Annotated in this window: 15 protein-coding genes; 10 read left to right on the forward strand and 5 right to left on the reverse strand. The window is 70.8% G+C overall.

The features are described from left to right. Positions 1-24: 24 nt before the first annotated feature. The 9 genes from rpmH (at position 25) to ACGF3C_RS04620 (ending at position 8,889) form a co-directional block, all read left to right on the forward strand. Positions 25-162, forward strand: a complete 138-nt coding sequence (rpmH, locus tag ACGF3C_RS04580; RefSeq protein ID WP_007453904.1) for a 50S ribosomal protein L34 — start codon at positions 25-27, stop codon at positions 160-162. Positions 163-196: 34 nt separating this feature from the next. Further along, a complete protein-coding gene (gene rnpA / locus ACGF3C_RS04585; protein ID WP_357225364.1) occupies positions 197-613 on the forward strand; it encodes a ribonuclease P protein component in 417 nt (138 codons plus the stop codon). Then, on the forward strand, positions 610-906 hold the full coding sequence (gene yidD / locus ACGF3C_RS04590; RefSeq protein WP_393218692.1) for a membrane protein insertion efficiency factor YidD: 297 nt from the start codon (positions 610-612) through the stop codon (positions 904-906). The genes rnpA and yidD overlap by 4 nt, the downstream gene beginning before the upstream one ends. Before the next feature lie 2 nt (positions 907-908). Beyond that, positions 909-1,898: a membrane protein insertase YidC gene (gene yidC, locus ACGF3C_RS04595; protein WP_357225384.1), complete on the forward strand. Its 990-nt coding sequence runs from the start codon at positions 909-911 to the stop codon at positions 1,896-1,898. Between the two features lie 212 nt (positions 1,899-2,110). Further along, positions 2,111-2,728, forward strand: coding sequence for a protein jag (locus ACGF3C_RS04600; protein ID WP_393218695.1), 618 nt, complete (start codon positions 2,111-2,113; stop codon positions 2,726-2,728). Positions 2,729-2,732: 4 nt separating this feature from the next. Then, the gene (rsmG, locus tag ACGF3C_RS04605; protein WP_357225355.1) at positions 2,733-3,587 is read left to right on the forward strand and encodes a 16S rRNA (guanine(527)-N(7))-methyltransferase RsmG; all 855 of its coding nucleotides are present in this window, start codon (positions 2,733-2,735) and stop codon (positions 3,585-3,587) included. Positions 3,588-4,198: 611 nt separating this feature from the next. Beyond that, a complete protein-coding gene (locus tag ACGF3C_RS04610; protein ID WP_258395651.1) occupies positions 4,199-5,170 on the forward strand; it encodes a ParA family protein in 972 nt (323 codons plus the stop codon). Positions 5,171-5,197: 27 nt separating this feature from the next. Further along, complete coding sequence (locus ACGF3C_RS04615) at positions 5,198-6,214, forward strand: ParB/RepB/Spo0J family partition protein (RefSeq protein WP_393218698.1); 1,017 nt, start codon at positions 5,198-5,200, stop codon at positions 6,212-6,214. A 1,646-nt stretch (positions 6,215-7,860) separates the two neighbouring features. Further along, entirely contained in the window at positions 7,861-8,889 is a 1,029-nt protein-coding gene (locus tag ACGF3C_RS04620) for a hypothetical protein (RefSeq protein WP_393219096.1), read from the forward strand. A gap of 96 nt (positions 8,890-8,985) precedes the next feature. Here ACGF3C_RS04620 and ACGF3C_RS04625 read toward each other — a convergent pair whose 3' ends face one another. Together ACGF3C_RS04625 and ACGF3C_RS04630 are read right to left on the reverse strand one after the other, a co-directional pair. Further along, entirely contained in the window at positions 8,986-9,987 is a 1,002-nt protein-coding gene (locus ACGF3C_RS04625; RefSeq protein ID WP_357226049.1) for a D-alanine--D-alanine ligase, read from the reverse strand. A gap of 7 nt (positions 9,988-9,994) precedes the next feature. Next, positions 9,995-11,311 (reverse strand): PLP-dependent aminotransferase family protein, encoded by a 1,317-nt coding sequence (locus ACGF3C_RS04630; RefSeq protein ID WP_393218702.1) that lies wholly within the window; start codon positions 11,309-11,311, stop codon positions 9,995-9,997. Positions 11,312-11,606: 295 nt separating this feature from the next. Here ACGF3C_RS04630 and ACGF3C_RS04635 point away from each other — a divergent pair, with 295 nt between their 5' ends. Further along, positions 11,607-12,272 carry a GNAT family N-acetyltransferase gene (locus ACGF3C_RS04635; RefSeq protein WP_355004547.1) on the forward strand — a complete coding sequence of 222 codons (666 nt, stop codon included), beginning with the start codon at positions 11,607-11,609 and terminating at the stop codon, positions 12,270-12,272. A 10-nt stretch (positions 12,273-12,282) separates the two neighbouring features. Here the strand turns inward: ACGF3C_RS04635 and ACGF3C_RS04640 are convergent, their stop codons facing one another. The 3 genes from ACGF3C_RS04640 to trxB form a co-directional block, all read right to left on the reverse strand. Further along, positions 12,283-13,446, reverse strand: a complete 1,164-nt coding sequence (locus ACGF3C_RS04640; protein WP_357205154.1) for an N-acetylmuramoyl-L-alanine amidase — start codon at positions 13,444-13,446, stop codon at positions 12,283-12,285. Between the two features lie 170 nt (positions 13,447-13,616). Then, on the reverse strand, positions 13,617-13,940 hold the full coding sequence (gene trxA / locus ACGF3C_RS04645) for a thioredoxin (RefSeq protein WP_030331849.1): 324 nt from the start codon (positions 13,938-13,940) through the stop codon (positions 13,617-13,619). 31 nt (positions 13,941-13,971) lie between these two features. Continuing rightward, a complete protein-coding gene (gene trxB, locus ACGF3C_RS04650) occupies positions 13,972-14,922 on the reverse strand; it encodes a thioredoxin-disulfide reductase (protein ID WP_091396582.1) in 951 nt (316 codons plus the stop codon). Positions 14,923-15,103: the final 181 nt, after the last annotated feature.

Below are 15,103 nucleotides of genomic sequence, written 5' to 3' on the forward strand. Positions count from 1 at the left end.
GCGTACGAAAACGGAGAGCCTGACGTGAGCAAGCGCACCTACCAGCCGAACAACCGCCGGCGCGCGAAGACCCACGGCTTCCGGCTGCGCATGCGCACCCGTGCCGGCCGTGCCATCCTGTCGAGCCGTCGCGCCAAGGGTCGCACCACCCTGTCGGCCTGAGCCGACCGGGCCGGTCCAGGGGACGTGGGCAGTCGTGCTGGCCGCCGCACAGCGACTGCGGCGCAGCACTGACTTCGCCGCAGCGGTTCGCGGTGGTCGACGCGCCGGACGTGGTGCCGTCGTGGTCCACCTGAGCGTGCCGGTGACCGTCGACCCCAGCACACCGACCTTGCCGGAGCCGGTACGGGACACCAGTGCGGAGCAGTCGTCCGTGCCGTCCCGTGCCGGCTTCGTCGTGTCCAAGGCGGTCGGCAACGCGGTGACCCGTAACCGGGTCCGGCGCCGACTGCGGGCGCTGGTCCGGGAACGGCTGACCGACCTGCCCGCCGGCAGCACCCTTGTCGTCCGGGCGCTCCCCGCCGCCGCGCAGGCGTCGTACCCTCGGCTCGCCACCGACCTGGACGCCGCCATCGCGGTCGCCCGGTCGCCGCGCGAACGGCGGGCCCGATGAGCGGCACCGAGCAGAGCAGCCGACGGCCGTCGACAACCGGTGCCAAGGTGCTGATCGCGCCCATCATCGCGTACCGTCGGTGGATAAGTCCGGCACTGCCGGCTCGCTGTCGGTTCTACCCGTCGTGCAGTGCGTACGCCCAGGAGGCGGTCGTTCGGCACGGCGCGCTCCGGGGAGCCGTACTGGCGGCCCGGCGGTTGTTGCGCTGCCACCCCTTTCACCCTGGTGGACATGACCCGGTGCCGGAGCCGGGCGGCCGCCGCCGTGCTGATGTGACTGGAGCCCCGAATTGAGTCTGAGTCTCGACTGGATCTACTACGCGATTTCGTGGATCCTGCTGACCTGGCACTCTGCCTGGGACGCCATCGGGGTGCCCGTCGGGGCGGTGATCGGCACCAACTTCGCCTGGATCCTGTCCATCATCTTCCTGGTCGTCACCGTCCGGGTGATCCTGTTCCCGGTCTTCGTCAAGCAGATCAAGTCCCAGCGGGCGATGCAGGCGCTCCAGCCCAAGGTCAAGGAGCTTCAGGAGAAGCACAAGGGTGACCGGGAGACGCTCCAGAAAGAAATGATGGAGCTCTACAAGAAGGAGAAGGCCAACCCGCTGATGGGTTGCCTTCCGATGTTCCTTCAGATCCCGGTCTTCCTGGGCCTCTTCCACGTGCTGCGCCGGCTCGACCCGGACAAGCAGAACCAGACCCTCTACGGCTGGACCGCCGACCAGTTCCAGAGCGCCTCGCAGGCCAAGCTCTTCACCGCCCCGATCGCCGGCAAGTTCGGCTCGACGGCCGACGAACTGGCCAGCCTCGGCGCCAACGGCAACACCGTGAAGATCATCGCTGGTGTCCTGGTCCTGGTCATGATCGCCACCACCTACCTGACCAGCCGTCAGATGATCCTCAAGACCGGCTGGGCCGAGGACCCGCAGCAGCGGATGATCCAGCGACTGATGCTCTACGGCATCCCCGCGTCGCTGCTGATCTCCGGCGCGATCTTCCCGATCGGCGTCATCATCTACTGGGTCACCAACAACCTCTTCACCCTGGGCCAGCAGCAGTGGGTGCTGCGGAAGTTCCCGCCGCCGGTGACCGCCAAGAAGGCCGTCGCGCCCGCCGCCAGCCGTAACCCGGTGCAGCCGGCCAAGTCCGGTGGCCTGTTCGGTCGCGGAAAGGCCACCCCGCCGGCCCCGGTCAAGGCGACCGCGCCCAAGGTTGCCGGGCCGAAGCCGGGCGCCAAGCCGGTGAACAACCCGAAGAAGAGCCGCCCCGCCAAGCGGCAGGGCTGACCAGCGAGGGCCGTCGCCGGCGATCCGGCGGCGGCCCGTTCCGCACCGCGCAGCCGCCGTACGGCCGGCGCCGGGCGGAACCGACCGCGCACCGCGCGGCCACGGGCGACACTGCCCGTACAGACGTGCCTGTGGGCACCGGCAACCTCCAGCCGGCCCCGGGAAACCAGTCGGACCCGACGGTCCGGCCGAGCGAGTACGGAGATGAGACCGTGACCGAGACCAGCATCCCCCGCGCCGAGCAGTCAGTGGACGAGGAGGAGACCGCCACGATCGCGGTGGACGGTGACGACACCGAAGCCGATGACACCGAGGCGGACGACGACACCGACACCGCCGCCGGCACCCGGGTGAAGAAGGCTCTGGGCGAGGGCGACCTGTTCCGGCAGAGCGAGATCGCCGCCGACTACGTCGAGGGCCTGCTTGACATCCTCGACTACGACGGCGACATCGACGAGCTGGTCGCCGCCGGCCGTCCGATGGTCGAGGTGGTCGGCGAGCGGCTGCAGAATCTGGTCGGTCAGCGCGGCGCCACCCTGGAGGCGCTCCAGGAACTGACCCGTCTTGCCGTCTTCCGGCAGACCGGTACGCCGAGCCGTCTGCTGCTCGACGTCGGTGGCTACCGGGCGAACCGCCGTAAGGAACTCGCCGCGGTCGCCAAGAACGCCGTCGAGAAGGTCAAGGAGTACGGCGAGCCGGTCCGCCTGGAGGCGATGTCCGCGTTCGAGCGCAAGTGCGTGCACGACGTCGTCAACGCCATGTCCGGCGTGGCGAGCGAGTCCGAGGGTGTGGAGCCGAACCGGCGCATCGTCGTACGGCCCGCGGACTGACCGGGTGACCCACGACGACAACACGGCCGATGCCGTGTCCGGCCCGGGCGGCACGCCGCCCGGGCCGTCCGCTGTCCACCCCGCCACGGGCGACGCCGATGCCGACTCGGCAGGGCGCGACACCGCCCCGTCCCCGGCCGACGCGGCGTTGCCGCCCGAGCTGGCCCCGGCCGCGCTGACGCTCTTCGGTGACCGTCTCGACCTGGCTGCCGCGTACGCCGAACTGCTGGCCACCGACGGGGTGGTCCGCGGCCTGATCGGCCCCCGGGAGGCACCCCGGATCTGGGACCGGCACCTGCTCAACTGCGCCGCGGTGGCGGAGCGGATCCAGGCCGGGGCGACGGTGCTCGACGTCGGCTCCGGCGCCGGTCTGCCGGGTCTCGTCCTGGCCATCGCCCGCCCCGACCTCACTGTCACCCTGATCGAGCCGCTGGCCCGGCGGACGTCGTTCCTGATCGAGGTCGTCGAGCGACTCGGGCTGGCCAGGTCGGTGCGGGTGTTCCGCGGTCGGGCCGACGAGGCGGCCAGCGGGTCGAGCGGCCGGGAGCCGATCAGCGGAGACGTGGTGACCGCGCGCGCCGTCGCGCCCCTGGATCGGCTCGCGGGCTGGAGCCTTCCTCTGGCGGTTCGCGGTGGTCGGCTGCTGGCGCTCAAGGGCTCGTCCGCCGCCACCGAGATCGAGGAGCACGCCGAGGTGGTGGCGCGACTCGGCGGCGGGGAGCCGGCCGTGCAGCTCTGCGGCGTCGGCGTGATCGATCCGCCCACCACGGTCGTGGAGATCGTGCGCGAGCGGATGGTCGGCCCGGCCCGCCCGGCGGCCAAGAAGCGCGCCCGGAGTGGACGCTCCCGCCGAGGTTGACACTTCGCGCCATCGGGCTTCCGGCCGGTGGGTTGCCTCGTTGTACCGGTACGGATGGACGAGGGGATGAGAACCCGACGTGGACCGGCCGCGCCCGTCCGCCGTAGGCTGACCGCGCGTCGATAGTGTGGAGCGGGTGACGGACGTCGCGGGTCTCCGACCGCTCCCGCGGGCCGTACGCCCCGGGGCTGCGGGCGAGGATGCGGCCAAGTTGACCGGGGCGCGGACCGACCATCCGAAGCGGGCAGGGATGACAGGTGCATGACGACGGCAGGTACGACGATCCACGCGTGACCGGGTCGCCCAGCGATCCCGTTTCACGTGAAACCGACTACCCGAGCTGGTCGCCCGGCGCGACCGGGCCATCTACCCGACCTACCGACGGCGATCCGCCGGCCGTGCTCGACCCGCCCTCGGGTGCCGGGCGGCCGGAGGGCTCGACCATTCCGGAGCCGGCGAGTGGTCGCCGGACGCCGGAGGCGTCGGGTCGACCCGTCAACGCCGCCGAGGTGCGGTCCACCTCAGGTCGCCGAAACACCGCCGCGGCGGTTCGCTTCGAGCCGGCCGTCCCCCACCAACCCACTGCGGCGGCCGTTCGGGACGCCGGGCCGGTGGTCGCCGACGCCCCGGTCGCTTCGACCGAGTCGCTGGCCGCCGTGGCGGCCGATCCCACGTACGTTTCACGTGAAACCCCGACGCGCGAAGAGGATGACCCACCGTTGGCTATGGAGGCGATGCGCGCCGTGCAGATCCTGAATCCCAGTGGCGAGGTGACAATGCCTCGGCCGGACCGGACCCGGGTCATGTGCGTCGCCAACCAGAAGGGTGGCGTGGGTAAGACCACCACCACCGTCAACCTTGCGGTGGCGCTCGCCCTGCACGGCAACCGGGTGCTCGTGGTCGACCTCGACCCGCAGGGCAACGCCTCGACCGGGCTCAACGTCCCACACCACACCGGAATCCCCGACGTGTACGACTGCCTGATCAACAGCGTGCCGCTGGCCGAGGTGGCGCAGGCGGTCGAGGGCATCCCCAACCTCTGGTGCGTACCCGCGACCATCGACCTGGCGGGTGCGGAGATCGAGCTGGTGTCGGTGGTGGCCCGGGAGTCGCGTCTGGACCGGGCGATCGCCGCCTACCCGGGCGAGTTCGACTACGTCTTCATCGACTGCCCGCCCTCGCTCGGCCTGCTCACTGTCAACGCGCTGGTCGCCGCGCAGGAGGTGCTGATCCCGATCCAGTGTGAGTACTACGCGCTGGAGGGGCTCAACCAGCTGATCAACAACATCAACCTGGTACGCCAGCACCTCAACCCGAAGCTCGATGTCTCCACCATCCTGCTGACCATGTACGACCGTCGCACCCGGTTGGCCGACGCCGTCGAGCAGGACGTCCGGAACCACTTCGGCGACAAGGTGCTCCAGGCGGTCATCCCCCGCAACGTCCGGGTCTCCGAGGCGCCGAGCTACGGCCAGTCGGTGATGACCTACGATCCCGGTTCGCGGGGCGCCACGAGTTACTTCGAGGCCGCCCAGGAGATCGCCGAGCGAGGCGTCAAGGAGCCGGTGGGCCGGAATGCGTAGTGCGGACGAGTCGCTGGGAGGCGTCGCATGAAGAACCGTCCTCGGGGCGGTCTGGGTAAGGGCCTGGGGGCGCTGATCCCGACCGGGCCCGCGCCGGGTGTCGCTGGCACCGCGACGGCCGAGCCGGAGAACGAGCACCTGGACGGCGGCAGCACCGAAGCCGTCGCCGCTGTGCCCGTTGGCGCGCCGATCCGCGAGCCGGAGCCCGTGCTGAGCCCGGTGCCCGGTGCTCGATTCGCCGAGATCCCGGTCGACGCGATCATGCCCAACCCGAAGCAGCCCCGCCAGGTCTTCGATGAGGAGGCGTTGGAGGAGCTGAAGACCTCGATCCAGGAGGTCGGCTTCCTCCAGCCCATTGTCGTTCGGCAGCTCGACGACGAGAAGTACGAACTGGTGATGGGCGAGCGGCGCTGGCGGGCCGCCCAGGCGGTGGGGCGGGAGAGCATCCCGGCGATCGTCAGAGACACCCGTGACGACGCGATGCTCCGCGACGCCCTGCTGGAGAACATCCACCGGGCGAACCTGAACCCGCTGGAGGAGGCCGCCGCCTACCAGCAACTGCTGGAGGAGTTCGGGGCCACCCACGAGGAGTTGGCCCGCCGAATCGGCCGGAGTCGCCCGCAGATCTCCAACACGATCCGACTGCTGAACCTGCCCGCACAGGTGCAGCGCCGAGTGGCCGCCGGCATCCTGTCGGCGGGGCACGCCCGCGCCCTGCTGAGCCTCGACGAGGCGGAGGCGCAGGAACAGCTTGCTCTGCGGATCGTGGCCGAGGGGCTGTCGGTTCGGGCGACCGAGGAGATCGTGGCCCTGGCGCTCAACGACGGGCCGGCGAAAGGTCAGGCCGCGAAGCGGCGACCCAAGGCGCACGCGCCGGCCCTGACCGATCTCGCCGATCGACTGTCCGACCGGTTCGACACCCGCGTGAAGGTGGACATCGGCCGGAGCAAGGGCAAGATCACGATCGAGTTCGCGACGGTGGACGACCTTGAGCGGATCGTCGGGATCATCGGAGTGCAACAGGAGGAGAGCGGGGAGGACTGACCCGCCCGCTCGCCTACGGCCGCGCCACCCCACCGGGAGCGCGGCCGTTCTGCATCCCCGGCGTCGACGCCTGTTTCACGTGAAACAGGCGTCAAACCTGATTCCGAGATCGGCCTGATCGTGGACCCGTTGCCATCCTCGGGTCGCCCAGCCAACCAGGGGTCCCGCTTCTGCCGCAGGAGAACAGGAAGTTGAACGGGGGCGGGGCCGGAGGGTCCGGTTGGTCGCGCTGGCCGGCAGGTGCGAAAGCAATCGGCGAGCGGCGAGGGCGCCCTTAGGCGGTGCGCGCGGCGGTGGGCGACGTGGCCTGGTGTCGTGAGCGGCTGGTGGCGGAGCGGACGCAGCGACGGGCGGGCGCGGTGGCGCGACTGGCGACGGGGCGCGTGGCTCGCGACTGGCGGCGGCCGCTGGGTGAGTGCGGGCGTTGATGGAACCTCTACACGCCTCGCAGAAGCCTCCGGGAAGGTCCACTCGTCCGCAACTGCCCCTAGCGCCGATCAAAGCGCCAGCGGGCCGCTGAGTGGCGCGAAACGACGTCTCCGTGGCTATCGGTAGGGGGCCGAGGCCCGCGATCGGGGTTGGGTCTTCCGGAGCAGCCTCACAGCGACCTTGGCTGGGCCGCTGGACCGCCGGGTGCTGGGCCGCCGAGCGTGACACCGCGACACCGCGACACCTCGTGAACTAGGTACACGTCGCTAGGCCGCGTACGCGCCTACCGACCGTGGGTACGCGCGGCGTCGGCGGTGATGGCCGTAAGCGCGAGCCCGCCCCCGGATCGCCTCGGCCGCCGGGCACGCGGTTTCACGTGAAACCGAGACAGCGGCTCGCTGGCACCGATCGAAACCCGGGGTTGGGGTGGCTAGTACAAGCGGCGTGACCCCTTCACCTCAGAGACTCGATGTCGGTGCTGCGGTGCGATCTCTCCGTCCTTCGGCGTTCAGAGCATCCGGGCCTCCGGGCATCCAGACCGCACGATCGAGGTCTGTGCTTGGTGCGGGTCGGCGAACGAGCCAACCCGTCGGTGCCTGCGTAGGCCACATGAGCCGGCGGACGGTCGCCGGCGGCCGGATACCGCTCCGACTGTGGCACGGCGGAGCCCCTCGGAAGGCACCCGTTGGATTCCGTCTCCGGTGGCCGTCGAACCCGCCGATCTGGAGGCTCGCGGACAACGACCGACTGGCCGAAAAGTTATCCACACCGGTTGTCCACAGGCACCCCCCGTTTCACGTGAAACAGCGCGTGGGAGCGGGTGTGAGCCTGTGGATGACGGCCTGTGTTCAGGATCTCGGCAGCCTGTGGATATCGCCTCTCGGTGCCTGCGCGAGCACGAGCAGCCGGCCGGCGGTGGGCACCGATCCGGTGGCCCGGGACCGCTCGATCAGGTAGGGACAGCGGTGCCAGACTCGGTTAGGGTCAGCGTCGTGCACGACAACCCTCCCTCAGTCCCGGACTTCACCCAGTGGCCGTCATTTCCCTTCGAGGGTGACCTCCACGTGAAGCAACTCGATGATCCGGTCCCGGTCGAACCGCCCCGGAAGGGCGAGGGTCTCCGGGAATGCACCGCCTGCAACGCACCCGACGACGCCTATATCTGGGTGGGCGAGCGGTGGCGGGTCCGCGCGATGGACCGGCCCACCGGCCTGCCCATGGTGCTCATCCTGGAATCGCGCACCCACCTCGACCTCGGCGACCTGCCGAACCTGCTGGCTGCCGAGCTGGGGGTGATGACGGTACGTCTGGAGCGGGCCATCCGGTCGCTCGACGGCGTGGCACGGGTGCACGTCAATCGCTGGGGCGACGGCTCGGCTCATCTGCACATGTGGTTCCTCGCTCGTCCGTACGGCCGCCTTCAGTTGCGGGGCACGTTCCTGTCCCTGTGGGACTCGATCCTGCCGCCGATCTCCGAGGCGCAGTGGCGGGAAAATCTGGCGCTCGTCGCGGCCTGGCTCGCCGAGTTCGGTGGCCGCCCGCTCGCCGAGCCGCCCCGCATCCAGTGGCAGGCGCCGTCCAGCCTGCTGGCCCAGTCCGCCGCCGCGGACGCCGCTGCGGCAGCGGAGGCTGCCTCAGCGGCAGCAGCCGGGACGGAGGCCGTCTCGGTCATCGAGGCGGCAGAGGAGATCCCGGAACCGCCCCTCGACTCCACTCCTGATCCGACCGACGCCGACGGCGCCCCCCGGGCCGAGCCGGTAGCGGACCCCGGCGCCGGTGCCGGCTCGACGACGACCACCGTCACCGGCCGCGCGGCTGAGCCCGCCCAGTCGGGCACGGTCAACCGTCCGGCGGCTGAACCCGCTCGGACGGCATCTGCCACCGACCTGCCCGGCGTTCCGGCCGCCAGCACCCGGGACTCCACCACCGCACCATCCGGCAGCGGGGCATCCGGCAGCGCCGCCACGACGGCCACCGACGGACTCCGCGCCGGCCTGGCGGAGATGCCCACCGACAGACCTCACGGCGTCGGCTCGGCGGAGAAGCCCACCGGCGGGCCGCACGTCGGCCCGGCCGGCGGCAGCGCCGACGAGGCTGGATCCGCCAGCGCGGCAGCGTCGGACCCGGCCAACGGAGAAGCCTTCGGAGAGGCCGTCAGCAGGAACGCTCCCGAGAAGGGCGTCGGCACTCCGGGCGAGGCGCGCACCGACGGCAGCGGCACTCCCGACGTACGCGCGACTCACTGATCTGGAACCGACCATGAGGTTGACCTCGGCAGGCCAAGGCCAACTTCATGGTCGGCCCGCGGTTGGTCCGCCCCGCCGAAGGGGTTGGCGGGTAGGTCAGTGCCTGGTGAGGCGGGCGGCTGCTCGGGCGACCAGGGTGCCGAGGAGTCGGCCGAAGTCCAGCCCGGCCGCCTGCACGGCGAGCGGAAGCAGTGAAGTCTCCGTCATCCCCGGGGAGACGTTGACCTCCAGCACGTGCGGCTGGCCGTCCGCGTCCACGATCACGTCGACGCGGGAGAGGTCCCGTAGACCGAGCGCGGTGTGCGCGGCGAGGGCCACGTCAGCGACAGTGGCAGCCACCTCCGGGTCCAGCCGGGCGGGGGCGTGCCAGGTGGTCCGCCCCGCGGTGTAGCGGGCGGCGTAGTCGTACACGCCGTTACGCGGCACGATCTCCACCGGGGGCAGCGCCTGCGGGCCGTCGCCCAGGTCGACGACGGAGACTGCCACGTCCATCCCCGGCACGTACCGCTCCACGAGCGCGGTGGAGTAGTACGCGAAGCAGCCGACCATCGCGGCGGGCAGTGCGGCGGCGTCCCGGACCACCGCCCCGCCCAGCCCGGACCCGCCCTGTGCCGGCTTCACCATCAGGGGTACGCCCAGACGGTCGACGATCCGGTCCAGGACGGCGACCGCGCCGAGCTCGGAGAAACGATCGTGCGGGAGCGCCACCCAGTCGGGGGTGGGGATGCCGGCCTCGCGGAGCACCGCTTTGGCCGAGGGCTTGTCCCAGGCGACCCGGGAGGCCCGAGCGTCGCAGCCGACGTACGGCACGTCGCACAGATCCAGCACCCCGCGCAGTGAGCCGTCCTCGCCGGTCGCGCCGTGCAGTGCGATCACCACCGCGTCCGGCGGGTCGGCTGCGAGCGCCGGCAGCAGCGCCACGTCCGCGTCCCGCAGCTCGGCCTCCACCCCGACGGCGCGCAGCGCGTCGAGCACCCGGCGACCGGAGCGCAGCGACACGTCCCGTTCGTAGGAAAGCCCACCGGCGAGCACCACGACGCGCAGGTCGGCCGAGATGGCGGAATCGGTCACGAGGAGGTGCTCGGCGGTCGTAGCCATGCCGGCATCATGCCAAGTCGGGCCCGGGCACGTCGGAGCCGGCCCGGCCGCGTCGCCCGGCGGCACCACCACCCACGGCACCGAAGACCCGGCGCATCGCGATCTCCTGCTCCATCACCCCGGCCAGCCGGCGGACGCCCTCGCGGATCCGCTCCGGAGGCGGGAAGCTGAAGTTGAGCCGCATGGCGTCGGTGCCGGTGCCGTCGGCGTAGAAGCCGGTGCCGGGAACGTAGGCGACCCGGGCGGCGACCGCTCGCGGCATCATGGCCTTGGAGTCGAGCCCGTCAGGCAGGCTGGCCCACACGAAGAGACCGCCGGCCGGGGTGGTCCAGCTGGTGCCCTCGGGCATCAGGTCGGCCATTGCGTCGAGCAGGGCGTCGCGGCGTTCCCGGTAGACCTCGCGGTAGACCTTGAGCTGCTGCCGCCAGGGCATCGTGCTCAGGTAGGTGGCCACCGCGGCCTGGGCGAAACCGCTGGGGCAGAGGATCTGCGCCTCGCTGGCGATGACCAGTTTGTCGCGGACCGCGTGCGGCGCCAGGATCCAGCCGACCCGCAGCCCGGGGGCGAAGGTCTTGGAGAAGGTGCTGAGGTAGAAGACGCCGTCGCGGCGGCGGGCCCGCAGGGGGGCCGGGGCCTCACCCTCGAACCCCAGTTGGCCGTACGGGTCGTCCTCGACGACGAGCAGGCCGGCGCGCTCGCAGATGTCGAGCACCCGTTCCCGGCGCTCCTCGCTGAGCGTCACGCCGGTCGGGTTCTGGTAGGTGGGGATCGTGTAGAGGAACTTGACCCGCTGGCCCGCGCGCGCCAGGTCGGCGATGGCCGTCTCCAGCGCCTCCGGGATCAGCCCGTCCGCATCCATCGGTACGTGGACGACCTGCGCCTGGGCGGCCTGAAACACGCCGAGCGCACCGACGTACGTCGGCCCCTCGGCGAGCACCACGTCACCCGGGTCGAGGAAGAGTCGGGCCACCAGGTCCAGTGCCTGCTGCCCGCCCACGGTGACGACGACGTCCTCCGGGGAGGCCCCGCACGCGGCGTCGATCCCGGAGAGCGACATCACCTCGCAGATCCGCTCGCGGAGTTCGAGGGTGCCCTGACCGATGCCGTACTGAAGGGTGCTCACGCCGTGTTCGGAACCGAGCCGGCCGAGCATCTCGCCGACCGCGTCCAGCGGAAGGGCGGCGATGTACGGTGCGCCACCGGCGAGCGAGACGACCTCCGGACGACTGGCCACCGCGAACAGTGCTCGGATCTCGGAGGCGGTCATCCCGCGTACCCGCCGGGCGTACCGGTCGGTGTAGTCGTCGAGTGTCGTGCCGGTCATGACCTCACCTCGATCGCTGCTCGAGTGGCTCCCGCCCCGGGTACCCCGCACACCGCTGACCATGGCGGCGGACACACCGATTGTCGATCCTAGTCCGCCTGAGTCGTGCTGCCGCCGTACCGCAGCAGATCGACCACATCGCGGACCGTCCTCGGCGTCCCCCGTCGCGGTGGGCATTCGCGCGTCCCCTCCCGTATGGTCGATCGGCGGCGTACGATCGCTCGTCGGGGGCAGGAAGGCGGCGCTGTCGTTCCATGCCGGTCTCACCACCGAGCCTATTGTGGGGATGCGCCATATGTCGCGACGTCTGGTCAGCCTGACCCTCGACACGTTGGAAGACCTCCCGCGCCCCTGCCGACAGTGCGTCTACTGGGAGCTCGATCCGGTCTCCGCGGAGCGCGCCTGCGCCGCTGGCGATCCGGGCCTGGAGAAGGAGGCGTGGGTCTCCCAGACGCTGCTGGAGTGGGGTTCCTGCGGCAAGCTCGCGTACGTCGACGGCATGCCGGCCGGCTTCGTGATGTACGCCCCGCCCGCCTACGTGCCCCGTTCGATGGCGTTTCCGACCTCACCGGTCTCCGCGGACGCGGCACTGTTGATGACCGCCAACGTGGTCGCCGCGTTCTCAGGCGGCGGGCTGGGCCGGATGCTGGTGCAGGGTGTCGCCCGGGATCTCACCAAGCGTGGGATCAAGGCGATCGAGGCGTTCGGCGACGCCAAGTTCGGCGACGCGGACGACCCTGCCGGCGGTTGCGTGGCCCCCGTCGACTTCTTCCTCTCCGTGGGCTTCAAGACCGTACGTCCGCATCCGCGCTTCCCTCGGTTGCGTCTTGAGCTGCGTACGGCGCTGAGCTGGAAGTCCGACGTCGAGTACGCGCTGGAGAAGTTGCTCGGGTCGATGAGCCCGGAAACCCTGCTCCGCCCGGTCCGTCCCGCCCCGGCCACCCGCTCCACCAACGGCTGACGCCGGCTGATCAGTCCACCACGGTGCCGGCGGTCACCACGGCACGCAGTTCGCTGACGTCGAGCGATCCGGTCGGGACGTCTCGTTCGATCGGGTAGTACATCCGCTGCACAGCGGCCACGATCGCCTCCACCACCCGGTCCCGGAACCGGGGGTCGACGAGGTGGGCGCGGTCCGTCGGAGAGGTGAGATAGCCGACCTCGACCCGGACGGCGGGCATCCGCGTCAGTCGCAGCAACTCCCACGTCTTGGCGTGGGTGCGGCAGTCCCGCAGCCCGGTGCGGGCGACTATCTCCCGCTGCACGAGCCCGGCCAGGCGCTCACCGGTCGCCGAGGTCACCCCGTTGTCGGTGCCGTAGTGGTAGGTCGCCACGCCCTCCGCATCCGGGTTGGCGTGCCCGTCCAGGTGCAGCGAGATGAACACGTCGGCGCCGAGCGAGTTGGCGAGCAGGGCCCGGTCGGTGTCCGGCAGGCAGCTGTCGGGCGACGGGCCCCGGGTGAGCTGCACCCGCACTCCGGAGGCGGCGAGGCGTCCCTCCAGTCGGCTGGCCAGGTCGTGCACCAGGTCCGCCTCGGTCCAGCGCAGTGAGCCGTCGGGCACCACCATCCCGGGGTCGGTGCCCCCGTGCCCCGGGTCGATGACGACAGTCTTGCCAACCAGCGCCGGCCCGGACTGCCGGATCGCGTCGGATTCGCGGAGCCACTGCGGGCGGCCACCGACCACCTTGCGGCCGATCCGGCGAAGCGCGTTCATCGTGTGCGGGCCGCAGGAGCCGTCGGGGGTGAGCCCGACCTCACGCTGGAACTGGGCCAGCGCCCGCGACGTCCGGACACCGTAGATGGCGTCCGCGCGGCCCGTGTCGTACCCCATCTCCAGCAGTCGCTCCTGGAGCGACCGGACGTCCTCGCCGGTGAGCGGTTCGGGGACCGCGTGGTAGAGGGTGCGGGCGCCGAGCCGCCAACGGGCGGCATCCAGGGCGCGCCAGGTTTCCGCTCCGACCCGGCCGTCCACGCTGAGCCCCCGCGACTGCTGGAACGCGCGGACCGCCCGCTCGGTGTCGAGGTCGAACTCGTCGGTGTGCGGGTCGGCGGCGGCCAGCAGGTCGAGGCCGGTCAGGATGGTACGGATCTCCGTGACCGCGGGTCCCCGGTCACCGGGTCGGATCGGACGCACGCACGACCCCCTCTGCACGACACTCGCTGGCCGGGCGGCCCAGGCTTGAGGCTATGCGCTCTCAGGCGGCGAGGTGGCTGGGCCGGGAAATACGTCGACGGTACGGCCGGGAAGACACCGAACCCCGCACCCGACGAGCGGGTACGGGGTTCGGTTGATGTTTCTGCTGCTCAGAGGGCCGATTCGATGAGCCGGACCAGCTCGCCCTTCGGCTTGGCGCCAGCGATCGACTGCACCGGCTGACCGTTCTTGAAGACGGTGAGGGTCGGCACCGACATCACCCGGTAGGCCCGGGCGGTCTCCGGGTTCTCGTCGATGTTGAGCTTGACGATGGTGACCTGGTCACCCATCTCCCGGGCGATCTCCTCGAGCAGTGGCGACACCTTGCGGCACGGCCCGCACCACTCCGCCCAGAAGTCCACAAGCACCGGCTTGTCGGCCTGCAGCACGTCAGCGACGAAGCTCTTGTCGGTGACCGCCTTGGTTGTTCCCACTATGCCCCTCCTCCGGGATGTGTTCCTTGTTTCAGCTGAGCGTCGCGATGAACCGCTCGGCGTCGAGCGCTGCGGCACAACCGGTGCCGGCTGCGGTGATCGCCTGACGGTAGGTGTGGTCGACCACGTCGCCGGCGGCGAAGACACCCGGCACGTTGGTGCGGGTGCTCGGGGCGTGGACCTTCACGTAGCCCTCGTCGTCCAGCTCGACCTGGCCCTGGAACAGCTCGCTGCGAGGGTCGTGACCGATGGCGACGAAGACGCCAGTCACGTCCATCACCTTGGTCTCGCCGGTGTGCACGTTACGGACGCGTACGCCGGTGACCTTGCCGTCCTCGCCGAGGATCTCCTCGACGGTGCTGTTCCACTCGACCTTGATCTTCTCGTTGCTCAGCGCCCGGTCGGCCATGATCTTGCTGGCCCGGAACGAGTCGCGGCGGTGGATGATGGTCACCGACTCCGCGAAGCGGGTGAGGAAGGTGGCCTCCTCCATCGCCGAGTCGCCGCCGCCGACAACCACGATCTGCTGGTTGCGGAAGAAGAAGCCGTCACAGGTGGCACACGCGGAGACACCGTGGCCCAGGAATTCCTGCTCACCGGGCACGCCCAGCGGACGCCAGGCGGAACCGGTGGAGAGAATGATGGATCGCGCCCGGTAGGCCGTCTCGCCAACCCAGACGGTGCTCACCGCGCCGGAGCCGGCGTCGCCGGTGTCCACCAGCTCGACCCGGGTCACGTCGTCGGTGAGGAACTCGGCGCCGAACCGCTCGGCCTGCTTGCGCATGTTGTCCATCAGCTCGGGGCCGAGGATGCCGTCGGCGAAGCCGGGGAAGTTCTCCACCTCGGTCGTGGTCATCAGCGCGCCACCGGACTGCACGCCCTCAATGATCAGCGGCTTCAGGTTGGCACGTGCGGCGTAGACCGCCGCTGTGTAGCCGGCCGGCCCGGAGCCGATGATGATCAGGTTGCGGACCTCGTCCACTGCCGTCTCCCGAGTTGTGTGTGTTCGGCGTCGGCGCGAGCACCGATGCTGATCCGAGTCGCCGACGCCTGGGTGGGGCCGGCAGCTGACTTCCAGAACGTCATCGTACGAACCGGGGATTCCCGAGCCGGGCATCCGGTGGGTCAGGTCACGTGGGGGGTCATCGTGCCATCGACCGTGG

The organism is Micromonospora sp. NPDC047762 (assembly GCF_043204655.1).
Taxonomy (GTDB): Bacteria; Actinomycetota; Actinomycetes; order Mycobacteriales; family Micromonosporaceae; genus Micromonospora.